Source organism: Enterobacter cloacae complex sp. SYL001, from assembly GCF_049237025.1.
Lineage (GTDB): Bacteria > Pseudomonadota > Gammaproteobacteria > Enterobacterales > Enterobacteriaceae > Enterobacter > Enterobacter intestinihominis.
In genome coordinates this window covers 1-23130 of record NZ_JBMKJI010000012.1, presented here as the reverse complement: position 1 = coordinate 23130, position 23130 = coordinate 1, and the positions used below count along the sequence as shown (strand labels likewise).

The window sequence follows — 23130 nt, the reverse complement described above, 5'->3', positions numbered from 1 at the left end:
ATACCAACAGTATTGGGGCATATCACTGATACGCAATGTCTTTATTATCCTCGATCGTTATGCATAAGCAAATCGTAACCGCACAAGAGGAAAAGTGCCCCCGGATGGGGGCAGGGTAGGTTAGCGGCTGGCGAGCTGTGGCGAAAGCCGTGCGGGAGGGGAGAAGAAAAGGTCGCCAAAGAGGGCGGTCGAGAGCTTACGTGCGCCCAGTCCAACCAGCGTGCAGACGAGCAGGCTGACGAACGGATAGACCAGAATCAGCGTTAACTCCGCCCAGATCGGCCAGTACGCCGCATTCATTTCGCGAATCAGGAGCAGGCTAAACGCCTCAATTAAAATGCGGTGGGTGGTATAAATCGCGATGGTGTTTGAACCGATGACGTTCAGCAGATTATTGGGATGAACGGCATAACGCTGCTCGAAGCTGTAAAAGAGCTTCATGATGACCACGATCGACAGCAGTGAGAGCGGCAGAGGAACATTAGCGAACCACAGCACTACCGACACCGCGCCAGAGGCGATAAGTACCAGCCAGCTGCGGCGTAAATTCATCCCTTTCATCCACGTCATCAACTGCGCGCCGTACCATGCGCCGAGGCTGTAGTAGATCATGTTGCGCACCACGCTGTTCATTCCCCACCACGGTAAAGGCAGGAAGTTAATGGCGATGCTTGCCAGCGCCAGAAGCCCCAGCATCGGCAGTTTCCAGCGGCTCAGCAGTTTACAGAGCGTGAAGTAGACCACTAAGGCGTACAAGTACCACAGGCTGGTGCTGGCCGTGAGCATTCCCAGTACAAACCCTGAAACGGAATCGGCGTAGGCCGCATTGGATGCTGTCGCCAGTTCACGCTCGGGGGCGAGCCAGGCATTCAGATGGGTCAGCGCCTGCCATTGCAGGACGCCCCACAGGGCCAGCACCCAGACAATGCTCCAGATCCGCTTGTCGAGACTGGTGCGCCAGTTCACCTCGTCAATATATCGACGAATCAAATAGCCGGAGATGAAGAAAAACACCGGCATACGGAACGGGGCGAGGTAAAGATTAAAGTAGACCCAGCATTTGGCGAGCAGGCCCGATAACGGATGCTGTAGCCCGTCCAGGTGAGGATAAAAGGTGATCACCGAGTGGTAAATCACCACCAGGCAGATGCACAGCCCTTTTATCTGGTTAATCCATAATGCTTTTTGTTTCATTGTGCGTGACGACCTTGTTGCCATAAACGAAAGGTCGATTGTTGTAAAATGAAACCCCGATGTAACGGGTAACAGTCTGTATCAGGACGATTTTCGGAAAAGGTGGAGGCTGTATGGCGGAAGTTCAGTCAGTAGCATGATGATTTATCTGAATTTTTCGGAAAAATGATTACCGAATCTTACGGTTTCAGTCATTTACGCTTAGCGGATTCGCTTATATACTCGTGGGTCTGCTATCAGCAAACAGACGGATTTCATGTATCAACCTGTCGCACTCTTCATAGGCTTACGTTACATGCGTGGGCGCGCCGCGGACCGCTTCGGTCGCTTTGTCTCCTGGCTTTCGACTATTGGCATTACGCTTGGCGTGATGGCTCTGGTGACGGTGCTTTCCGTCATGAACGGCTTCGAGCGCGAGCTGCAAAACAATATCCTGGGGCTGATGCCGCAGGCCGTTCTCTCTTCCACTCAGGGCTCCGTTAACCCGCAACAGCTGCCGGAAAGCGCGGTGAAGTTACAGGGTGTCACGCGCGTTGCGCCCCTCACGACGGGCGATGTGGTGCTGCAAAGCGCCCGCAGCGTGGCGGTCGGGGTGATGCTGGGTATCGATCCGGCGCAAAAAGATCCGCTGACGCCGTTCCTGGTCAATGTGAAACAAACCGACCTGGAAGCGGGTAAATACAACGTCATCCTCGGCGAGCAGCTTGCCGGGCAGCTCGGGGTCAACCGTGGCGATCAACTGCGCGTGATGGTGCCCTCAGCCAGTCAGTTTACGCCGATGGGGCGTCTGCCAAGCCAGCGCCTGTTCAACGTGATTGGCACGTTTGCGGCGAACAGCGAAGTCGATGGTTACCAGATGCTGGTTAACATTCAGGACGCCTCGCGTCTTATGCGCTACCCGGCGGGAAATATCACCGGCTGGCGTCTGTGGCTTGATGCGCCGCTGAAGGTGGATACCCTTAGCCAGCAGACGCTACCGGAAGGAACGAAATGGCAGGACTGGCGCGACCGCAAAGGCGAACTGTTCCAGGCCGTGCGCATGGAAAAAAATATGATGGGGCTGCTGCTGAGCCTGATCGTGGCCGTTGCCGCGTTTAATATCATCACCTCGCTCGGGCTGATGGTGATGGAGAAGCAAGGCGAAGTCGCCATTCTGCAAACCCAGGGGCTGACGCCGCGCCAGATCATGGCTGTATTTATGGTGCAGGGCGCCAGCGCTGGCATCATCGGCGCGCTGCTCGGCGCGGCGCTGGGTGCGCTGCTCGCCAGCCAGCTCAACAATCTCATGCCGATTATCGGCGCGCTGCTTGATGGTGCGGCGCTGCCGGTGGCTATCGAGCCGCTCCAGGTGGTCGGTATTGCGCTGGCCGCGATGGCTATTGCGCTGCTCTCTACGCTTTATCCTTCCTGGCGGGCTGCCGCCACTCAACCCGCTGAGGCTTTACGTTATGAATAAGATCCTGTTGCAGTGCGACAACCTGTCCAAACGCTATCAGGAAGGCGCTGTGCAGACCGACGTGCTGCACAATGTGAGCTTTAGCGTGGGTGAAGGCGAGATGATGGCAATTGTTGGCAGCTCCGGCTCCGGCAAAAGTACGCTGCTGCACCTGCTGGGCGGGCTGGACACGCCAACCGAAGGCGATGTGATCTTTTCCGGGCAGCCGCTGAGTAAAATGTCGTCTACGGCGAAAGCTGAGCTGCGTAACCGTGAGCTGGGTTTTATCTATCAGTTCCACCACCTGCTGCCGGACTTTACGGCGCTGGAAAACGTCGCAATGCCGCTGCTGATTGGTAAAAAGAAACCCGCAGAAATCAATGCCCGCGCCAGCGACATGCTAAACGCGGTAGGGCTGGGTCATCGCGGGAATCATCGTCCGTCTGAGCTTTCCGGCGGCGAGCGTCAGCGTGTGGCCATCGCCCGTGCGCTGGTCAACAACCCGCGCCTGGTGCTGGCGGATGAACCGACAGGTAACCTCGATGCGCGTAACGCAGACAGCATTTTCCAGCTTCTCGGCGAACTGAACGCCGCGCAGGGAACCGCGTTTCTGGTGGTCACGCACGATTTGCAGCTGGCTAAGCGGATGGGCCGTCAGCTGGAAATGCGCGACGGTCGTCTGAATGCAGAACTGACGCTGATGGGAGCGGAGTAATGGCTTCACCGTTATCGTTACTCATTGGGTTACGCTTTAGCCGCGGTCGTCGCCGGAGCGGGATGGTTTCCCTTATCTCCGTGATCTCCACCATCGGTATCGCCCTGGGCGTGGCGGTTCTAATCGTGGGCTTAAGCGCCATGAATGGCTTTGAGCGCGAACTGAATAACCGCATTCTGGCCGTTGTACCCCACGGTGAAATCGAGCCGGTTAACCAGCCGTGGTCCAGCTGGCGTGATGCCCTGAACAAAGTGGAAAAGGTACCCGGCATTGCGGCGGCTGCACCTTACATCAACTTTACCGGGCTGGTAGAGAGCGGGGTAAACCTGCGCGCCATTCAGGTGAAAGGGGTGAATCCACGTCAGGAGGAGCGTCTGAGCGCGCTGCCTCGCTATGTGCAAAATGGCGCATGGGCAAACTTTAAGGCTGGCGAACAGCAGGTCATCATGGGCAAAGGCGTTGCCGATGCACTGAAGGTGAAGCAGGGCGACTGGGTCTCGATCATGATCCCGAACGCCAGCGCTGATCACAAATTGCAGCAGCCTAAGCGCGTGCGTCTGCACGTCACCGGTATTTTGCAGCTGAGCGGCCAGCTCGATCACAGCTTCGCGATGGTGCCGCTGGAAGATGCGCGCCAGTATCTGGATATGAGTGACAGCGTGACGGGCATTGCCATTAAGGTTAACGACGTTTTCAACGCCAATACACTGGTGCGTGACGCTGGCAGCGTGACCAATAACTATGTCTACATCAAAAGCTGGATCGGCACTTACGGGTATATGTACCGTGATATCCAGATGATCCGCGCGATTATGTATCTGGCGATGGTGCTGGTGATTGGCGTGGCGTGCTTTAATATCGTCTCGACGCTGGTCATGGCCGTTAAGGACAAGAGCGGCGACATTGCCGTGCTGCGTACCTTAGGGGCGAAAGACGGTCTTATTCGCGCCATCTTCGTCTGGTACGGTTTGCTGGCGGGGCTGTTTGGTAGCCTCTGCGGCGTGGTCATCGGCGTGGTGGTGTCTCTTCAGCTGACGCCGATTATCAACGGGATTGAGGCGCTTATTGGCCATCAATTCCTGTCAGGCGATATCTATTTTATTGACTTCCTGCCGTCTGAACTGCACTGGCTGGACGTCATTTATGTGCTGGTTACAGCACTTTTACTGAGTCTGCTGGCAAGCTGGTATCCGGCGCGTCGCGCAAGCCGAATTGATCCGGCGAGGGTATTAAGTGGCCAGTAATTTCGTCATGGTTTAGCGGTCTTTTGGCCGCTGAATCAAACAGAGGAATGCATCATGTATTACGGATTTGATATTGGCGGCACCAAGATTGCGCTCGGCGTGTTCGATAAAGACCTTAAGCTACAATGGGAAACCCGCGTGCCTACGCCGCGCGATAGCTACGATGAATTTTTAACCGCCATTGCCGCGCTGGTGGCGCAGGCGGATGAACGCTTTGGGGTAAAAGGCAGCGTCGGCATTGGTATACCGGGTATGCCCGAAACCGACGACGGCACGCTGTATGCCGCCAACGTTCCTGCTGCCAGCGGCAAACCCCTGCGTGCCGATCTTTCTGCTCTCCTTGAGCGCGACGTGCGCTTAGACAACGATGCCAACTGTTTTGCTCTCTCAGAGGCCTGGGACGACGAGTTTCGTCGCTATCCGTTGGTGATGGGGCTGATCCTCGGAACGGGCGTCGGTGGCGGGATTGTCATTAACGGTAAGCCCATAACCGGGCGCAGCTACATTACCGGAGAATTTGGTCATATCCGTCTGCCGGTGGATGCGCTGGACGTCGTTGGTCGTGATTTCCCGCTTACCCGCTGCGGCTGTGGTCAGCACGGCTGCATTGAGAGTTACCTTTCAGGGCGCGGGTTTGCATGGCTTTATGAACACTTCTATCATCAGAAACTTGAGGCCCCTCAAATCATTACGCTGTGGGAGCAGGGAGACGCGCAGGCGCGTGAGCACGTTGAGCGCTATCTTGATTTGCTGGCGGTGTGTCTGGGGAATATCCTGACCATCGTCGACCCGGATCTGCTGGTGATCGGGGGAGGGCTGTCAAATTTCACTGCGATTACGGAACAGCTGTCCGGGCGTTTGCCCCGACATTTATTGCCGGTCGCCCGCGTGCCGCGCATTGAGCGTGCGCGACACGGGGACGCAGGAGGCATGCGCGGAGCCGCATTCCTTCATCTCACCGATTAGTTTACGAGGTTACTATGCTGTCGCGTCGCCAGGGTCGACTCAGCCGTTTTCGCAAAAATAAACGCCGCTTACGTGAACGCCTGCGTCAGCGGATCTTTTTCAGAGACAGGATGATGCCAGAAGCGATGGATAAACCCAGAGTGGTGGTGTTGACCGGGGCGGGGATCTCCGCCGAATCCGGTATTCAGACCTTCCGCGCGGCGGACGGGCTGTGGGAAGAACACCGAGTAGAAGATGTGGCGACGCCGGAAGGTTTCGCCCGCGATCCGGCGCTGGTTCAGGCGTTTTACAACGCCCGTCGTCGCCAGCTTCAGCAGCCGGAGATTGCGCCAAACGCGGCGCACCTGGCGCTGGCAAAGCTTGAGGAGGCGCTGGGGGATCGTTTTCTGCTGGTGACGCAAAACATCGACAATCTTCATGAAAGAGCCGGAAACCACAACATCATTCACATGCACGGCGAACTGCTCAAGGTGCGGTGCGCATGGAGTGGGCAGGTGCTGGAGTGGAAAGAGGACGTGCTGGACGAAGACCGCTGCCACTGCTGTCAGTTCCCTTCGCGTCTGCGTCCCCATGTGGTCTGGTTTGGCGAAATGCCGCTGGGAATGGATGAGATCTACAGCGCCCTGGCCATGGCGGACGTCTTTATCGCCATTGGTACCTCAGGACATGTCTATCCTGCGGCGGGGTTTGTTCACGAAGCGCGACTGCAAGGTGCCCATACGGTGGAGCTTAATCTGGAGCCAAGCCAGGTCGGGAGTGAGTTTGAAGAGAAGCATTACGGTCTGGCCAGCGAGGTGGTACCAGCCTTTGTGGATAAACTCCTGAAGGGGCTGTAAGGGTAACGGGCGACCTTGCGTCGCCCGTTGTGCATTAACGGCCTGCTTTTAGCTTCTGATAATACTCTTCATACAGGCGGCTCGCGTCACCGACGTCGTTCTGCCATTCCCCTTTGCTGATGGTTTCAGCGTCCGGATAAAGCGATTTATCATTCGCCACTTCAGGACTTAACAGCTTCCGCGCGGCCAGGTTTGGTGTCGGGTAACCAATAGTTTCCGCCACCTGTTTTGCCACATCCGGGCGCAGCAGGAAGTTAATCAGCTTCAGGGCGCCATCGACGTTTTTCGCATTAGCCGGGATCGCGAGGCTGTCCATCCAGAAGATGCCGCCCTCTTTCGGCCAGACCACCTCCAGCGGCGTACCGGCCTGACGCGCCACAAACGCAGAGCCGTTCCAGACCATCCCCAGATTCACTTCACCTTCCATATACGGGTTAGCCGGGTTATCCGAGTTGAACGCTGCCACGTTTGGCATCAGCTTTTTCAGTTCGTTATACGCCGCTTCGATCTCTTTCGGATCGGTGGTGTTGCCGGAGTAGCCGAGTTTACGCAGCGCAATCTGGAACACTTCGCGCGCATCATCGGTTAACAGCAGGCTGCTTTTGTATTCCGGCTTCCACAGGTCAGCCCAGGATGAAACCGTTTTTGGATCAATGGCATCGCTGTTGACGCCAATTGCCGTCGCGCCCCAGATGTACGGAATGGAATAATCGTTGTTCGGGTCGAATGGCTTGTTTAGCATCTCAGGATCGAGGTTTGAAAAATTGGTTAGCTTCGTTTTATCGACCTTCTGGATCATGCCTTCTTTGCGCATCTTGTCGACGAAATAGGTCGACGGCACCACCAGGTCATACGCGCCATCTTTATAGGTTTTGAGCTTGGCGTACATGGTTTCATTCGACTCGTAGGTCGAATAGATCACCTTGATGCCCGTCTCTTTGGTGAACTGCTCCAGCAGGCCCGGCGGCACATACTCGGTCCAGTTGTAGAAATAGAGCGTTTTGCTGTCATCAGCATGCGCGGCACCCATTCCGAGCACCAGTGCCGCAGCGGCAAGCATTTTTTTCATTTCTGTGTCCCCTGAGATTTTGTTTTATCACGAGCAATAACCTGGCTGGCAATCACCAGAACCAGCGATAACACCAACAGAATAGTCGCCAGCGCGTTCACTTCGGGTGAAACACCGACTTTCACCATTGAGTAGATCTTCAACGGCAGAATTTCGTAGCTCGGCCCGGTGACGAAGGAGGACACGACCACGTCGTCCATCGACAGGGTAAAGCTGAGCAGCCATCCGGCTGCCACGGCAGGCATCGCCAGCGGCAGGATGATTTTGCGCAGAATGGTCATCTCGCTGGCACCCAGATCTTTCGCCGCTTCCAGCATGCGTACGTCGAACCCTTTCAGTCGCGCGTAGACGGTTACCACCACAAACGGCAGGCAGAAGGTGATATGCGAAAACAGCAGCGACCAGAAACCGAGCTGGACGCCCAGCAGCATAAACAGCACCAGCAGTGAAATGGCCATCACGATGTCCGGGGACATCATCACCACAAACAGCATACCGCTGACGAACGGCTTACCGCGAAAACGGTAGCGGTACAGCGCCACGGCGGTCAACGAGCCAATCAGCGTCGCGAAGGTGGCAGAGAATACCGCCATCGTCAGCGAGTGCTGAGCGGCCTGTAGCAGGCTGTCATTGTTCATCAGCAGGCCATACCATTTGGTGGTAAACCCTTGCCAGTTGATCCCGAAGCGTGAACTGTTAAACGAGTTCACGATCAAAATGATTATCGGAATATAGAGATAGGCATAAATGGCGGTCATAAAACCGCCGCGAAGCAGTCGACCGATCATTCCAGCTCCACCTTCTTGTTCAGCAGGCGTGAGGCACGCCAGTAAACCAGCAGCATCAGCCCCATTACCACCGTCAGCGTAATGCTGGTGGCCGAGCCGAACGGCCAGTCGCGGATGTTCAGGAACTGGCTCTTGATCACGTTGCCGATCAGCAGGTTTTTCGCCCCGCCCATCAGGTCCGACACGTAGAATAGGCCCATCGCAGGCAGCATGACCAGCAGACATCCGGCAATAATGCCCGGCATGGTCAGCGGGATAATGATGCGGATAAAGGTTTGCAGCTTGCTGGCCCCCAGGTCTCTCGCGGCTTCCAGAAGTGGTTTATCAAGCTTTTCAATACTTGAGTAAAGCGGCATCACCATAAACGGCAGCAGGATATAGACCAGGCCGACGATCACCGCGCTCGGGGTGAACATAATGCGGATCGGCGTATCAATAACCCCAAGCCACAGCAGAAACTCGTTCAGATAACCTTTGGTGCTGAGGAAGATTTTCAGCCCGTAGATGCGGATTAACGAGTTGGTCCAGAATGGCACAATCAGTAAAAACAGCAGCAGCGGACGCACTTTTTGCGGCAGGCGAGCCAGGAACCACGCGAACGGATACCCCAGCACCAGACAGGCAACGGTGGCAATCAGCGCCATATTGAGCGAGTGCAGCAGCACGTCAAAGTAGAGCGGATCGAGCAGGCGTGCGTAGTTGTCCAGCGTAAAGACCATCGCGACGAAGTTCGCGTCGTCGCGGGTCAGGAAGCTGGTTACGATGATCATCAGGTTGGGAAGAAAGACAAACAACACAAGCCAACCGACGATCGTGGCAATCACCACATTCTGGAACTTACTTGTGTTCTTCATCAGCCAGTACAACCTCCCAGCTTTCTACCCAGTTGATGACCATCTTCTGATCCAGCGAGTGGTCGAAGTCCGGATCGTCCTCGTTGAAGAACTCACTAACCATCACCATTTTGCCGTTTTCCAGTTCCACAACGGATTCGAGGGTCATCCCTTTGTAGTTGCGTTCGCGAACGTAACCGATCAGACCTTCGGCGTCAGCCGTGTCGTGGATCTCATCGACGCGAAGATCTTCCGGGCGCAGCAGAACGTTGAGCCTTTGTCCCTTTTCCACGGCAAAGTTCACCGTGATGTTGCATTCGCGGCCTTCCACGTTGGCGAGCACGCGCTGCTCGTCCAGACGCTCAATCACCGTGGCGTTGAAAATATTGATTTCGCCAATGAAGCTGGCGACGAACAGGTTTTTCGGCTCCTCGTAAATTTCACGCGGCGTGCCGTCCTGCTCAATCTTACCCTCACGCATCACCACGATACGGTCTGACATAGTCAGGGCTTCTTCCTGATCGTGAGTGACAAACACGAACGTGATGCCGAGCTTACGCTGAAGCGCTTTCAGCTCGTTCTGCATCTGCTTGCGCAGCTTGTAGTCCAGCGCGGAGAGGGATTCATCCAGCAGGAGCAGGCGTGGTTTGTTGACCACGGCGCGGGCAATAGCCACACGCTGCTGCTGACCACCAGAAAGTTGATGCGGCTTGCGCTGGGCGAATGCCTCCAGCTGCACCATGCGCAGGGCTTCGGTAACGCGCGGCGGGATCTCGCTGGTGGGTGTTTTTTGCATCCGCAGGCCAAACGCCACGTTCTCAAACACGGTCATGTGCGGGAACAGGGCATAGCTCTGAAAGACGGTATTGACGTGGCGATCTTCGGCAGGGACCTGGGTAATGTCCTGGTTCTCAAGATGGATATGGCCGTTATCGACGCTTTCCAGCCCGGCAATAAGGCGCAGGACGGTGGTTTTGCCGCAGCCGGAGGGGCCAAGCAGCGTGAGAAACTCACCGTCATTGATGGTCAGATTAAGATCGGAAATGACATCTTTGCCATCGAAACTTTTACGAATTCGTTCCAGTTGCACCAGCGGTGAAAGGGAACGGGGTTGTGTATTCAATTTTCGCGCTGTCCCATATAGACGCCTCAGGCAGCAGACTGAAGCGGGGTTTGTGTGTAACCACCTTGGTGACTCGTAATGAGGGCGGACATTCTACGGCAAACCCATTGAATCGCCAATCCTTCTCACTTATTCATAAGCTACATTTATTAACGCAGAACGATATAAACGTAAAAAGTTCTCGTTTGCGGGATAAAAGTGACCTGACGCAATATTTGCGTTTTGCTGCTTAATGATAATGTTGTCACAAAAAGTGAGGGTGACTGCATGGATAAACTACTTGAGCGTTTCTTACATTACGTTTCGCTGGATACCCAATCTAAGCCGGGGGTCCGACAGGTGCCAAGCACCGAAGGCCAGTGGAAGCTGCTAAATCTGCTGAAAGAGCAGCTGGAGGCCATGGGGCTGGTTGATGTCACGCTCAGTGAAAAAGGGACCGTGATGGGAACGCTGCCGGCCAACGTTGAGGGAGATATCCCGGCGATTGGCTTTATTTCTCATGTCGATACCTCACCTGATTTTAGCGGTAAACACGTTAATCCGCAGATTGTTGAAAACTACCGCGGCGGAGATATTGCGCTGGGCATTGGCGACGAAGTGCTGTCGCCGGTGATGTTCCCGGTACTGCATCAGCTGCTGGGGCAGACGTTAATCACCACCGACGGCAAAACCTTGCTGGGGGCCGATGACAAAGCGGGTATCGCCGAGATCATGACGGCGCTGGCGGTGCTGAAGGGCAAAAATATCCCGCATGGCGATATTCGCGTGGCCTTCACGCCGGATGAAGAGGTAGGAAAAGGCGCGAAACATTTTGACGTTGAGGCGTTTAACGCTCAGTGGGCCTACACCGTCGACGGTGGCGGCGTGGGTGAACTTGAGTATGAAAACTTTAACGCGGCATCGGTGACGATCAAAATCGTCGGGAATAACGTGCACCCGGGCTCTGCGAAAGGGGTGATGGTGAATGCGCTGTCGCTGGCTACGCGTATTCATGCGGAAGTTCCTGCCGAAGAGAGCCCGGAGATGACGGAAGGGTATGAGGGTTTTTATCATCTGACCAGCATCAAGGGGAACGTGGACAGCGCGCAGATGCACTATATCGTCCGCGATTTTGACCGCAAAGCCTTTGAAGCGCGCAAGCGTAAGATGATGGAGATCGCGAAAAAGGTCGGCAAGGGGCTGCATCCGGATTGCTATATTGAGCTCATCATCGAAGACAGCTATTACAATATGCGCGAGAAGGTGATGGAGCATCCGCACATTCTTGATATCGCCCAGCAGGCGATGCGCGATTGTGATATCGAGCCGGTGATGAAACCGATCCGTGGTGGAACCGATGGTTCGCAGCTGTCATTTATGGGCCTGCCGTGCCCGAACCTGTTTACCGGTGGATATAACTACCACGGCAAGCATGAGTTTGTGACGCTGGAAGGGATGGAAAAAGCGGTGCAGGTGATTGTGCGGATAGCAGAGTTAACCGCGAAGCGGTAAGAAAAAGCCCGGTGGCGCTGCGCTTACCGGGCCTACAGTAAAGGCTTTTGTAGGCCGGGTAAGGCGTAGCCGCCACCCGGCACATGAACAGGGAGTTCAAATGTCAAACTACCGCCGCCACTACATCCCCGGTGGGACCTGGTTTTTCACCGTCAATCTGCAAAACCGCCAGAGCGATTTACTTACCCGCCACATCGACAGCCTGCGTTCCGCTACCGCCACGGTTAAGCATGCGAAGCCCTTCACCATTAACGCCTGGGTTATCCTGCCTGAACATATGCACTGTATCTGGACCTTACCGGAAGGGGACAGTGACTTTTCAGCGCGCTGGCGCGACATCAAAAAAATGTTTAGCCGCAACATTGAGATGTGCCACGTCTGGCAGCCGCGTTTCTGGGAGCACACTATTCGCAATGAACAGGATTACCGGCGGCATATGGATTACGTCTACATCAATCCGCTGAAGCATGGCTATGTCGGGAAAGTCGTCGACTGGCCCTATTCAACGTTTCATCGGGACGTGCGGGAGGGGTTATATCCGGCAGACTGGGCGGGTGAGATTGAGGATTTTGCGGCGGGGGAGCGGAAGTAAAAAAAAGCCCGGTGGCGCATCGCTTACCGGGCCTACGGGAACGGCTTTTGTAGGCCGGGTAAGGCGTAGCCGCCACCCGGCAAACATCATGACTCAGTCCTCAAAAAACCAGTAACCGCTGTTAACCAGCGCGGCCAGCATGGCGAGGAAGGAGGGATCGTCCAGCGCGTCGCCAAAGGTATCCGCAGACAGCACCATATGGCTGGCAATCGCTTCCAGTGCCGGGCGGTGCGGGGAGTCCAGGTGCTCGCCGTTGACGAATACCTCTTCGCCAATGCGCAATACACGTAATCCGCCCAGACGAACCAGCTTATCGCCCTGCTGGAGGGCATCATAAATTTCATCTGCCTGATACGGCGGCTCTGGCGGTGCAACGTCCAGTTCGTGACGCGACTGGCTGATAAACTCGCCAAACCACTGTCTGAAGTGCTCCGGTTCGTTGATCAGATCCAGCATCATACCGCGCAGCTTATCCAGCTCCTCTGGCAGAATATCGGCCGGGTGCTCACGCGCCGGAACATCCGGATCGCTGTAACGATGGCTGCCCAGCTCGCGCTGTAAAACATAGTCAGCGAATCCGCTGATCATCTCGCGGCCGCTTGGCGCGCGGAAACCAACCGAATAGTTTAGCGAGTTTTCCAGGGAATAACCTTCATGCGGGAAGCCTGGCGGGATATACAGAATGTCGCCTGGCTCCAGCTCTTCATCAATGATCCCTTCAAACGGATCAACCTGAAGCAGATCCGGGTGCGGGCAGTGCTGCTTCATTGGCACTTTTTCGCCCACTCGCCAGCGACGGCGACCGGTACCCTGAATGATAAACACGTCGTACTGATCAAGATGCGGACCCACGCCGCCACCGGGAACAGAGAAGGAGATCATCAGATCGTCCATTCGCCAGTCTGGGAGGGCGCGGAAGGGCCGCATCAAGGCTGCGGTGGGTTCGTGCCAGTTGTTGACCGCCTGCACCAGTAAAGACCAGTTGCTTTCGCCCAGGTGATCGTAGCTTTCAAAGGGACCGTGGCTGACCTGCCATTTCCCGTCCTGATGACTCACCAGACGGCTGTCTACCTCGTTTTCCATCGCCAGACCAGCGAGTTCGTCAGGAGAAATAGGGTCGATAAAATTGCTGATCCCGCGTTTAAGAACGACCGGGCGTTTTTGCCAGTAACGTTCAATAAATTCGGGCCAGTTAAGCGTTAATTGATAATCCATATTTTTGTATTCCGCAGGCTCTTACTGAGACGGATTATAACGGAAGCACCGACCCCTGGCTGCGAGATCCGCGTATTTTTCACATTTCGGGTTAACTATCGTTCAATACGGGCTGTTGGCGGCCAAAAATGACTTCCATACGGGCACCGCCCAGCAGACTTTCGCCGGTTTCAATCTTGCCCTCGTACTGATCGACAATTTCCCGGGCGACGGATAATCCGACACCCTGGCCCGGGCGCAGCGTATCGGCGCGCTGACCGCGATCGAATACCACTTCGCGTTTATTATGGGGAATGCCAGGACCATCATCCTCAACGATAATATGCAGTTCGTTATCCGTTACCCGCGCGGACACCTCGACAAACTCCAGACAATATTTGCAGGCGTTATCGAGCAGATTTCCCATCACTTCCATAAAGTCATTCTTCTCGCCAACAAAGCTTATTTCCGGTGAGATATCCAGACTGATGTTTACCCCTTTACGCTGGTAAACCTTGTTCAGCGCAGAGGTGAGGTTATCCAGCAGCGGGGCTACCGGGTGCAGTTCACGGCTCAATAAGGCGCTTCCGGAACGCATGCTCGCGCGGTGCAGGTAATAACCAATCTGCTGTGAAATACGGCTGATTTGCTCCAGCATTACCGGCTCGGCGTCATCCACGCTCATTTTCGAACTGCGCATTGAACGCAGTGTACTTTGCATCACTGCCAGCGGGGTTTTCAGGCTGTGCGTAAGATCGGTGAGCGTCGTGCGATACTTGTCGTAACGTTCACGTTCGCTTTTCAGCAGGCGGTTGAGGTTGCGCACCAGGCTGGTCAGTTCGCGCGTAGTTTCAGGGTTAAGCTTCTCGCGGTGATGTTCCTCCAGCTCGCGCACCTCTTTGGCAAGGGATTCAATCGGGCGGAGGCTCCACCACGCAGCAACCCACAGGAGAGGGATCACCAGCAGCAGGTTGGCAGCCAGAACGTACACGAACCAGTTCCAGACCATATACGAACGTTTTAGCTCAACCGGTATGGTATCGATCACTACAATGGTCAGCTGCGGCATGTTCAGAGTGGCGGGATACAGGTTGATGGCCACCGAGTGGGTCATCTCCGTGTCGTCATCTTCAGCGCGGATCTCATTGAGCTTGTTCTGTAACGCCCGATCGTCACGCAGCAGGATGCTGGTAGAGTTGAGGTCGGCTTCTATTTCGTGAAAACCATTGGTTTTAAGCCATTCCGGACGGATGCGCTTTTTCAGCCAGGGAACGTCGCGCTGCGCCCACAGCAATTTTCCTTTTTCATCGTAAATGAGTGCCAGCGTTGGGCTCTGCTGGTTCAGGTTTTCCGGCATCTCGACGGTGATTTGGTTGTTCTCCCATTTCGCCAGGGTATAGAACAGATTACTTTCGCCGCGAAGCAGGCGGAAGGTGGTTTTATCGAAGCTTACGCTGTACCCGACCAACGCCACCATTCCGTAAGAGAGGGACAGCACGAGCACGACGGCGGCGGTTGCAAGCAGAAAGCGAACCCGCAGTGAAAGGGGTAAAATGTGGCGCAAAATCCCTTTCATTTAGCGTAATTCGAACAGGTAGCCCTGACCACGCACGGTGGTAATCACGTCGTGCGGGTACTGTGCCTGAATTTTTTTGCGCAGGCGGCCCATCAGCACGTCAATGGTGTGGCTTTCGCGCAGTTCGGCATCCGGATAAAGCTGAAGCATCAGGGAATCTTTGCTCACCACTTTACCGTTGTTACGGATCAGCGTTTCCATGATGGTGTATTCGAATGCGGTCAGCTTGATTACTTCATCATTTATTGAAAATTCGCGGCGGGAGAGATCCACCTGGAACGGCGGCAGAGAGATCACCTGTGACGCCAGCCCGCTGTTGCGGCGCAGCAGCGCCTGCATACGCGCGGCGACTTCTTCAATATGGAAGGGTTTGGTCACGTAGTCATCTGCGCCTGCGCTCAACACTTCAACCTTGTCCTGCCAGCCTTCGCGAGCAGTCAGCACCAGTACCGGCAGGGAAACGTCATGGCTACGCCAGCGGCGGATAAGAGATAATCCGTCTTCATCCGGCAGCCCTAAATCGACAATGGCGATGTCCGGCAGGTGTTCATTGAGATAATAATCGGCCTCTTTTGCGTCTTCAGCATCGTCCACCTGATGACCCATCTCCTGAAGTTGAACTTTCAGGTGATGACGTAGCAATGCGTTATCCTCAACAACCAGTACGCGCATCATCATTTCTCCCTTTATAAATGGTATGAATAGTTTAACGCTGATTATCCAGGTTGACACCAGCGTTATGAAATTAAATGATTTTTTTCATGCTTCCGAAGACAGGTGGTAATACCCCAGGCATCTGATTATTAAGTATGTTGACCTGATCCTGTTTCATATCGCCCACCCACCTCACATAAGCCTTATACGCCCCCAGAAGGCGCGGGTAATATAAACGGACTTGTTTTCGCAAGCTTCCGCAATCCGGATAAAACAACCATCCGTTTATGAACGGTTGAAGGCGAGTCGCTTTTTTGACAGAACGGGCACGCCAGTTTTGTAAAGATTGCCCTTTTTTTTGTAAGGATGTTCTCACTATGTCTGTCTTTGTCTACGCTTATTTTATGGTGCGAAATTAGATTTGCATAAGATGTGCCAGAAAATCAGCATTTTTACACAACAAAACAGCAATATAGCGAGTAAAGAGGATTCTATGGAATGGAAGGTTGTTGAGACTATTGCGAGCCCGGAAAGTGGAACCATCTTTTGCAAAGTTGAAACACAATATGGCCTGAATTATATCCTTTGGCTAAAAGGGGATTATTACGTTCGTGCCGGTGAAATCATCACCACCTCAAACCAGGGTATCCTGATTAACGATCGGCGGCGTAGGGTATGGATAGCGCAGGCAATGCCCTATACATCAATAGGCTGGATGGGGTTCAAACAGAAAAACGCGTGTCCAGGTAACCGGCAGGAGATGGATCGTCCATGCACGGTTGAGACCCCGTGCCAGTTCAGGCTGTGCCCGTTCGGCTTAAAACGATATATTCCGGAAAGTTATTCCACGGCGAAAAATAACAACCAGCCTGACAACAGGTTGTAATCCCGGCAGAGCCTGTAACGGGGTGTGAACGTCGACACGATGATGAAAAGCAGCCCCCTTTCCGGGTGGAAAGGGGGAGGGTGATTACTTCAGCTCGTCAACCATAGTAATGGCGCGGCCAATATAGTTTGCCGGGGTCATCTCTTTCAGGCGCGCTTTTTCTTCTTCGGGCAGCGCCAGACCATCGATAAACTGTTTCATACCCTCAGCATCAACGCGTTTACCGCGGGTCAGCTCTTTGAGTTTCTCGTACGGTTTTTCGATGCCATAACGACGCATCACCGTCTGAATCGGCTCCGCCAGCACTTCCCAGTTGTGATCCAGCTCGTCCAGCAGACGGTCGCGGTTCACCTCCAGCTTGCTCACACCCTTCAGGGTGGACTGGTAGGCGATCAGCGCGTAGCCAATACCCACGCCCAGGTTACGCAGCACCGTGGAGTCAGTCAGGTCGCGCTGCCAGCGGGATACCGGCAGCTTACTCGCCATATGCTGCAACACGGCATTCGCCAGGCCCAGGTTACCTTCGGAGTTTTCGAAGTCGATTGGGTTCACTTTGTGCGGCATGGTGGACGAACCGATTTCCCCGGCGATGGTCTTCTGCTTGAAGTGGTTCAGGGCGATGTAGCCCCAGACGTCACGATCGAAGTCGATCAGGATGGTGTTGAAGCGCGCAATGCAGTCAAACAGCTCGGCGATGTAGTCGTGCGGCTCAATCTGGGTGGTGTACGGGTTCCATTGGATCCCCAGAGACGTCACGAACTCTTCACTGAAATGGTGCCAGTCCACTTCCGGGTACGCCGCGATGTGGGCGTTGTAGTTACCCACCGCGCCGTTGATTTTGCCGAGGATCTCAACCTGCTCCAGCTGACGATACTGGCGTTCCATGCGGTACGCCACGTTTGCCATCTCTTTACCCATGGTGGATGGGGTTGCTGGCTGGCCATGAGTACGGGACAACAGCGGAATATCGCGGTACTCCACGGACAGCGCTTTCACCGCATCGATGATTTTACGCCAGTAAGGGAGTACCACCTCTTTGCGTGCGGTAGAGAGCATCAGCGCGTGAGACAGGTTGTTAATATCTTCAGAAGTACAGGCGAAGTGAATAAATTCAGATACCGCGTGCAGGGCAGGGACGCTTGCCACTTTCTCTTTCAGGAAGTATTCAACCGCTTTCACGTCGTGGTTGGTGGTGCGTTCGATGGTTTTAATACGCGCGGCATCTTCTTCGCTGAACTCAGCAACGATTTTATCAAGGTAATCGTTTGCCTTTGCGTCAAAAGCAGGAACTTCCTTGATTGCTGTCTGGGCGGCCAGCTTTTGCAGCCAGCGCACTTCAACCTGAACACGGAACTTCAGCAGGCCATATTCGCTGAAGATCCCGCGCAGCGCGCTGACTTTATCGCCGTAGCGTCCATCGACAGGGGATACGGCGGTCAGTGAGGATAATTCCATAATTCGCAACTCCGGGAGGTTAACAATGAGCAAGAATTTGTTTTGCCTGAGTCGTCAGGCGATGACGAGAAAACATGAGCTGTAGGCGGCCACCGCCGACCTGTTGCCACAGCACGGCGGCACGGATACCTGCCAGCAGCGAAGCGCGTACCTTCGCCTGTACCTGTGGGCTTTGCAATACGGCAGGCGAACCGGTGACCTGAATACGCGGGCCGAGCGGGCTAATTACGTCGACGTAGATACCGGCCATCGCGCTCAGCAGGGTCTCAGACTGGAGGTCAGAGTGGTCGAGCTGGCGCTGTAGCCCGGCGATGCGATCGCCCAGGGTATTCATTGCGCCTTTCGCCGCGTTCAGCTTACGTTCCAGCACCATCAGGCTTAAGGTGTAGCGGGTCAGTTCCGCGTTCAACCCCTGACGGTTGCTGGCGTTGAGCACGCCGAGCAGGGTTTCAAGACCGAGACGAAGATTGGTTTCACTGCCGCCAAAGACGCCCAGCGTGGAGCCTGGGTTAAGATCGATAACGCTGTTGAGTGAAACGTGCAGGGCATCAGCGTCGCAATGACCCTGATGCGCCAGCTGTTGCACCAGACGGGCTGACTGGCAAATTCCCGCCAGCGCCAGGGTGATGTCGTAATAGTTCTTCGCCACACGGTCTCCTTTATGTGTGCAAACGGTTTAAACAGCAGGCAGCGGCAGGCGCTGTTCAATGATCCCACCGCCGAGGCAAATTTCGCCGCTGTAGAAAACAGCAGACTGGCCAGGGGTAACGGCGGAAACCGGCTCGTCGAAACGCACGTCAATGCGATCGTCATCCAGTGGGGTGACGGTGCAAGGGATGTCGGTCTGGCGGTAGCGCGTTTTCACGGTGCAGCGCAGCGTGCCTTTCAGCGGCTCGCGATCGACCCAGTGCAGCTGTTGCGCGATAAGTCCAACGGACATCAGGCGCGGATGGTCGTGACCCTGAGCCACCACCAGAATATTGTTTTCGACATCTTTGTCGACCACGTACCACGGATCTTCGCTGCCCTCTTTGGTGCCGCCGATACCCAGACCTTTACGCTGGCCGAGAGTATGGTACATCAGCCCCTGGTGCTGACCAATCTCATCACCGTCAACGGTGACGATTTTGCCCGGCTGTGCAGGCAGGTAGCGCCCCAGGAACTCGCGGAATTTACGCTCGCCGATAAAACAGATACCGGTGGAGTCTTTTTTCTTCGCGGTGATCAGATCCAGATCTTCAGCAATCTTGCGTACTTCCGGCTTTTCCAGCTCGCCGACCGGGAACAGACTTTGGGCAATCTGTTCATGGCTCAGCGTGTAGAGGAAGTAGCTCTGATCTTTATTGCCATCCAGACCGCGCAGCAGCTGGCTTTTACCATTCACATCCGCGCGACGCACGTAGTGGCCGGTCGCAATGTAGTCTGCGCCCAGATCTTCCGCGGCGAATTCCAGGAAGGCTTTGAATTTGATCTCTTTGTTACACAGGATATCCGGGTTTGGCGTACGGCCCGCTTTGTACTCTTCAAGGAAGAGTTCAAAAACGTTGTCCCAGTATTCTGCGGCAAAGTTAACGGTGTGCAGTTCGATGCCGAGCTTATCGCACACGGCCTGCGCATCGGCGAGATCCGCAGCGGCAGTGCAGTATTCCTCGCCATCGTCTTCCTCCCAGTTCTTCATGAACAGGCCCTCCACCTTATAGCCCTGTTGCTGCAACAGGTAGGCGGAAACGGAGGAATCGACACCGCCGGACATGCCGACGATCACTTTTTTCTGGCTGTTATCTGACATGGAATACTCACGACATTGAACTTCAAGGCGGCGTATTCTATCACGCCCCCCCACCATTGACACCCTCTGTAAACGGCCAGTTAAATTCTGCAATGACATCCAGCGGCAGGCGAGCCGCAGACTGCCAGCAGCGGATGCTTTCCGCAACCAGCGGCGAGCGCAGGTTTGACGCGTTCAGGATCTCGTCTGCGGTCATCCACAGGCAGCGATCGATATCGTCGTCGTGCGGTTCAGTGGCGCACGTTTCGTTAAGCTCAACGGCGAATAAAAAGCGCAGGAAAGGTGTCTGGTCAGGCGCTATCCACTGATGCATACGGATAAAGTGCTGCGGTTCGGCGCGGATACCCGTCTCTTCCCAGAGCTCGCGTTTCGCTGCCTGCAATAAGGTTTCGTTGGCTTCAAGATGCCCGGCTGGCTGATTCCAAAGCGCTTTGCCGTTGATGGTCTCTTCCACCACCAGGAATTTCCCCTGCGCGTGGACCACGCAGGCGACCGTAACATGGGGTTTAAACATCAGTTCTCCTTAGGGGTAACATCCCGCCATTCCCCGTTAGCCAGCGAGTCCAGCGTGTAGCTGCCCATGGCGTAGCGAATGAGTCGCAGGGTAGGGAAGCCCACATGCGCAGTCATGCGCCTGACCTGTCGGTTGCGGCCTTCATAAAGGGTGATTTTAAGCCAACTGGTGGGAATCGATTTGCGCTCACGAATCGGCGGGTTGCGCGGCCACAGCCACTCGGGTTCATTCACGCGCTCAATACCAGCTGGCAGGGTAGGACCATCGTTCAGCGTTACGCCGTTGCGCAGCTTTGCCAGCGACGCGTCGTCCGGCTCGCCTTCAACCTGCACATAGTAAATTTTTCCGGTACGTTTGCCCGGCTGAGTAAGCCTGGCCTGGAGCACGCCGTCATTGGTAAGCACCAGCAGCCCCTCGCTGTCGCGATCCAGACGCCCGGCCGCGTAGACCCCCTGAACGGGGATAAAATCCTTCAGCGTGCTGCGCCCGGCCTCGTCGGTAAACTGCGGCAATACATCGTAGGGTTTATTGAACAGTATGACCCGCGTTGGCTGGGGTTCTGGCGTTCTTCTGGTGGCTTGTCGTGAGCTGAATCGCTCAACCCGGTGTTTTCTAAAAGAAGTTTTCGTCATGGTATTTTCAGGCGTTATCAATTGCCGCATTATAGCCTAATAACGAAGACCTTTCATGGCGTCGGACAATCAGGTACTATCGGAAGGCTCATTACAATTTATTAACATAAGATCAGTAACAACCAGAAGCGCTCGAAGGAGAGGTTAATGGAAAGCAAAGTAGTTGTTCCGGCGGAAGGTAAAAAGATCACCCTGCAAAACGGCAAGATTAACGTTCCTCACAACCCGATTATCCCGTTCATCGAAGGTGACGGTATCGGTGTAGACGTTACCCCGGCAATGCTGAAAGTGGTTGATGCCGCTGTTGAGAAAGCCTACAAAGGCGAGCGTAAAATTTCCTGGATGGAAATTTACACCGGTGAAAAATCGACTCAAGTTTATGGCCAGGACGTCTGGCTGCCAGCCGAAACGCTGGACCTGATCCGCGACTATCGCGTTGCTATCAAAGGCCCTCTGACCACGCCAGTTGGCGGCGGCATTCGCTCCCTGAACGTGGCGCTGCGTCAGGAACTGGATCTGTATGTGTGTCTGCGTCCGGTGCGTTACTACCAGGGCACTCCAAGCCCGGTTAAGCACCCGGAACTGACCGACATGGTCATCTTCCGTGAAAACTCTGAAGACATCTACGCCGGTATCGAATGGAAAGCGGATTCTGCTGATGCAGAAAAAGTGATTAAATTCCTGCGCGAAGAGATGGGCGTGAAGAAAATTCGCTTCCCTGAGCATTGCGGCATCGGCATCAAGCCGTGCTCCGAAGAAGGGACCAAGCGTCTGGTGCGTGCCGCCATCGAATACGCTATCACCAACGATCGTGACTCTGTGACCCTGGTTCACAAAGGCAATATCATGAAGTTCACCGAAGGCGCGTTCAAAGACTGGGGCTACCAGCTGGCGACCGAAGAGTTCGGCGGTGAACTGATCGACGGCGGCCCATGGCAGAAAATTAAAAACCCGAACACCGGTAAAGAGATCATCATTAAAGATGTGATCGCCGATGCGTTCCTGCAACAGATCCTGCTGCGTCCTGCTGAATATGACGTGATCGCCTGTATGAACCTGAACGGCGACTACATCTCTGATGCGCTGGCAGCGCAGGTCGGTGGTATCGGTATCGCTCCGGGCGCGAACATCGGTGACGAGTGCGCCCTGTTTGAAGCAACTCACGGTACTGCACCGAAATATGCAGGCCAGGACAAAGTCAACCCAGGCTCTATCATTCTGTCCGCAGAGATGATGCTGCGTCATATGGAATGGTTCGAAGCCGCAGACCTGATCGTTAAAGGTATGGAAGGCGCGATCAACGCGAAAACCGTAACTTACGATTTCGAACGTCTGATGGAAGGCGCTAAGCTGCTGAAATGTTCAGAGTTTGGCGACGCGATTATCGCGAACATGTAATCCAGTTTCTGGGTTAAACAAGAACGGGAGCCTGATGGTTCCCGTTTTTTATTAGTTAACGAATTTCTTCCCCAAAACTTTCCCCAAAACCCCTCCCCAAAACTGGCTATAAAATATCCTTTTCAAACGGCTATGACAGTCCAGTCTTTCCCCCTGTCATCATGGTATTTAGCCGTCTGCTGAGGTGATTTGTGGCCGAGTAATTTTTGCGTATCAACCCCCTGAGCCTCATACAATCTTTCTGAAAGCGAACGTTGTTCATGAAATGTAGGTGCAGTTCCCTTTTCCCATTCGATGCCGCATTTATTACGGGCTTTTTTAAAAGATGTCGTAAGGCTACTCGATGAAACGCTGTCTCCTCTGGTTGCCTGAGAAGTCGAGTGGCGAAAGTGAACAAGGTATTTGCTTATCACTGCATCCCGGCATTTTGAAACCACATCACGAAGCGTCAACCTGTAGTGGTCAACTAAAACTGACAACATCTTTCAAGGCACCGAATGAAGATGATTATGACGGCGTTGATGTGACATACATTAACGAACTCACTTGGGCAGAGGAAACTGTTCAGTGCCGGTTACCTGATAAACCAACACCTGTGAAAGTTGAGAATTTCAAGCTTGATGGTGTTCTTAACCAGGATTGTAGTGGTTTACTGAATTTGGCCACCTGAACAGAGGTGATATGCTCATCTCAGAACATTACAGGTGCCTCAATGAAAAAAAGAAATTTCAGCGCAGAGTTTAAAC

General features: G+C 54.5%; 23 protein-coding genes and 1 pseudogene. 10 read left to right on the top strand and 14 right to left on the bottom strand.

All coding sequences use genetic code 11. The features are described 5' to 3' along the window. Window positions 1-120 precede the first annotated feature (120 nt). Complete coding sequence (locus ACOTZP_RS12905; protein ID WP_180242954.1) at window positions 121-1194, bottom strand: acyltransferase family protein; 1074 nt, start codon at window positions 1192-1194, stop codon at window positions 121-123. Between the two features lie 256 nt (window positions 1195-1450). Between ACOTZP_RS12905 and lolC the strand changes: the two genes are divergently transcribed. The 5 genes from lolC to cobB are packed head-to-tail and all read left to right on the top strand — an operon-like array spanning window position 1451 to window position 6390. Next, the gene (gene lolC / locus ACOTZP_RS12900) at window positions 1451-2650 is read left to right on the top strand and encodes a lipoprotein-releasing ABC transporter permease subunit LolC (protein ID WP_017384712.1); all 1200 of its coding nucleotides are present in this window, start codon (window positions 1451-1453) and stop codon (window positions 2648-2650) included. After that, entirely contained in the window at window positions 2643-3344 is a 702-nt protein-coding gene (gene lolD / locus ACOTZP_RS12895; protein WP_032624471.1) for a lipoprotein-releasing ABC transporter ATP-binding protein LolD, read from the top strand. The genes lolC and lolD overlap by 8 nt, the downstream gene beginning before the upstream one ends. Continuing rightward, window positions 3344-4588, top strand: coding sequence for a lipoprotein-releasing ABC transporter permease subunit LolE (lolE, locus tag ACOTZP_RS12890; RefSeq protein ID WP_023299806.1), 1245 nt, complete (start codon window positions 3344-3346; stop codon window positions 4586-4588). The genes lolD and lolE overlap by 1 nt, the downstream gene beginning before the upstream one ends. A gap of 54 nt (window positions 4589-4642) precedes the next feature. Continuing rightward, window positions 4643-5554: an N-acetylglucosamine kinase gene (nagK, locus tag ACOTZP_RS12885; RefSeq protein ID WP_023299807.1), complete on the top strand. Its 912-nt coding sequence runs from the start codon at window positions 4643-4645 to the stop codon at window positions 5552-5554. Window positions 5555-5568: 14 nt separating this feature from the next. After that, entirely contained in the window at window positions 5569-6390 is an 822-nt protein-coding gene (cobB, locus tag ACOTZP_RS12880; protein ID WP_022647760.1) for a Sir2 family NAD+-dependent deacetylase, read from the top strand. Between the two features lie 34 nt (window positions 6391-6424). Here cobB and potD read toward each other — a convergent pair whose 3' ends face one another. The 4 genes from potD to potA are packed head-to-tail and all read right to left on the bottom strand — an operon-like array spanning window position 6425 to window position 10233. Further along, window positions 6425-7459 carry a spermidine/putrescine ABC transporter substrate-binding protein PotD gene (potD, locus tag ACOTZP_RS12875; protein ID WP_105322648.1) on the bottom strand — a complete coding sequence of 345 codons (1035 nt, stop codon included), beginning with the start codon at window positions 7457-7459 and terminating at the stop codon, window positions 6425-6427. Beyond that, the gene (gene potC / locus ACOTZP_RS12870) at window positions 7456-8247 is read right to left on the bottom strand and encodes a spermidine/putrescine ABC transporter permease PotC (protein ID WP_015570805.1); all 792 of its coding nucleotides are present in this window, start codon (window positions 8245-8247) and stop codon (window positions 7456-7458) included. The genes potD and potC overlap by 4 nt, the downstream gene beginning before the upstream one ends. Beyond that, complete coding sequence (gene potB, locus ACOTZP_RS12865) at window positions 8244-9101, bottom strand: spermidine/putrescine ABC transporter permease PotB (RefSeq protein WP_022647763.1); 858 nt, start codon at window positions 9099-9101, stop codon at window positions 8244-8246. The genes potC and potB overlap by 4 nt, the downstream gene beginning before the upstream one ends. Then, a complete protein-coding gene (gene potA / locus ACOTZP_RS12860) occupies window positions 9085-10233 on the bottom strand; it encodes a spermidine/putrescine ABC transporter ATP-binding protein PotA (protein ID WP_271075110.1) in 1149 nt (382 codons plus the stop codon). Before potA ends, potB begins: the two co-directional genes overlap by 17 nt. A gap of 237 nt (window positions 10234-10470) precedes the next feature. Between potA and pepT the strand changes: the two genes are divergently transcribed. Together pepT and ACOTZP_RS12850 are read left to right on the top strand one after the other, a co-directional pair. Next, window positions 10471-11694 (top strand): peptidase T, encoded by a 1224-nt coding sequence (gene pepT / locus ACOTZP_RS12855; RefSeq protein ID WP_271075106.1) that lies wholly within the window; start codon window positions 10471-10473, stop codon window positions 11692-11694. A gap of 100 nt (window positions 11695-11794) precedes the next feature. Further along, window positions 11795-12286, top strand: a complete 492-nt coding sequence (locus ACOTZP_RS12850; RefSeq protein ID WP_271075107.1) for an REP-associated tyrosine transposase — start codon at window positions 11795-11797, stop codon at window positions 12284-12286. Window positions 12287-12379: 93 nt separating this feature from the next. On the opposite strand, the gene ACOTZP_RS12845 is transcribed toward ACOTZP_RS12850, so the two are convergent. The 3 genes from ACOTZP_RS12845 to phoP form a co-directional block, all read right to left on the bottom strand. Further along, window positions 12380-13501: a cupin domain-containing protein gene (locus ACOTZP_RS12845; RefSeq protein WP_271075108.1), complete on the bottom strand. Its 1122-nt coding sequence runs from the start codon at window positions 13499-13501 to the stop codon at window positions 12380-12382. A 91-nt stretch (window positions 13502-13592) separates the two neighbouring features. Beyond that, a complete protein-coding gene (phoQ, locus tag ACOTZP_RS12840) occupies window positions 13593-15056 on the bottom strand; it encodes a two-component system sensor histidine kinase PhoQ (RefSeq protein WP_022647768.1) in 1464 nt (487 codons plus the stop codon). Continuing rightward, a complete protein-coding gene (gene phoP, locus ACOTZP_RS12835) occupies window positions 15057-15728 on the bottom strand; it encodes a two-component system response regulator PhoP (RefSeq protein WP_026094318.1) in 672 nt (223 codons plus the stop codon). 475 nt (window positions 15729-16203) lie between these two features. On the opposite strand from phoP, the gene ACOTZP_RS12830 reads away from it, so the two are divergent. Beyond that, the gene (locus ACOTZP_RS12830) at window positions 16204-16596 is read left to right on the top strand and encodes a hypothetical protein (protein ID WP_022647769.1); all 393 of its coding nucleotides are present in this window, start codon (window positions 16204-16206) and stop codon (window positions 16594-16596) included. Between the two features lie 84 nt (window positions 16597-16680). Here the strand turns inward: ACOTZP_RS12830 and purB are convergent, their stop codons facing one another. The 5 genes from purB to rluE are packed head-to-tail and all read right to left on the bottom strand — an operon-like array spanning window position 16681 to window position 21016. Beyond that, window positions 16681-18051: an adenylosuccinate lyase gene (purB, locus tag ACOTZP_RS12825; protein ID WP_271075109.1), complete on the bottom strand. Its 1371-nt coding sequence runs from the start codon at window positions 18049-18051 to the stop codon at window positions 16681-16683. 19 nt (window positions 18052-18070) lie between these two features. Beyond that, entirely contained in the window at window positions 18071-18700 is a 630-nt protein-coding gene (hflD, locus tag ACOTZP_RS12820; RefSeq protein ID WP_421633731.1) for a high frequency lysogenization protein HflD, read from the bottom strand. A 27-nt stretch (window positions 18701-18727) separates the two neighbouring features. Next, on the bottom strand, window positions 18728-19840 hold the full coding sequence (gene mnmA / locus ACOTZP_RS12815; protein ID WP_058647124.1) for a tRNA 2-thiouridine(34) synthase MnmA: 1113 nt from the start codon (window positions 19838-19840) through the stop codon (window positions 18728-18730). Between the two features lie 40 nt (window positions 19841-19880). Further along, window positions 19881-20354, bottom strand: coding sequence for an NUDIX hydrolase (locus tag ACOTZP_RS12810; RefSeq protein ID WP_171933080.1), 474 nt, complete (start codon window positions 20352-20354; stop codon window positions 19881-19883). After that, a complete protein-coding gene (rluE, locus tag ACOTZP_RS12805; RefSeq protein ID WP_022650805.1) occupies window positions 20354-21016 on the bottom strand; it encodes a 23S rRNA pseudouridine(2457) synthase RluE in 663 nt (220 codons plus the stop codon). The genes ACOTZP_RS12810 and rluE overlap by 1 nt, the downstream gene beginning before the upstream one ends. Before the next feature lie 117 nt (window positions 21017-21133). On the opposite strand from rluE, the gene icd reads away from it, so the two are divergent. Continuing rightward, on the top strand, window positions 21134-22384 hold the full coding sequence (gene icd, locus ACOTZP_RS12800) for an NADP-dependent isocitrate dehydrogenase (RefSeq protein WP_003857898.1): 1251 nt from the start codon (window positions 21134-21136) through the stop codon (window positions 22382-22384). Between the two features lie 122 nt (window positions 22385-22506). Here the strand turns inward: icd and ACOTZP_RS12795 are convergent. Then, window positions 22507-22839 (bottom strand): annotated as a pseudogene (locus ACOTZP_RS12795) (tyrosine-type recombinase/integrase); the annotation flags it as partial. Here ACOTZP_RS12795 and ACOTZP_RS12790 point away from each other — a divergent pair. After that, window positions 22728-23054, top strand: a complete 327-nt coding sequence (locus ACOTZP_RS12790; protein ID WP_271075111.1) for a hypothetical protein — start codon at window positions 22728-22730, stop codon at window positions 23052-23054. The pseudogene ACOTZP_RS12795 and the gene ACOTZP_RS12790 overlap by 112 nt on opposite strands. The last annotated feature ends 76 nt before the right edge of the window (window positions 23055-23130 follow it).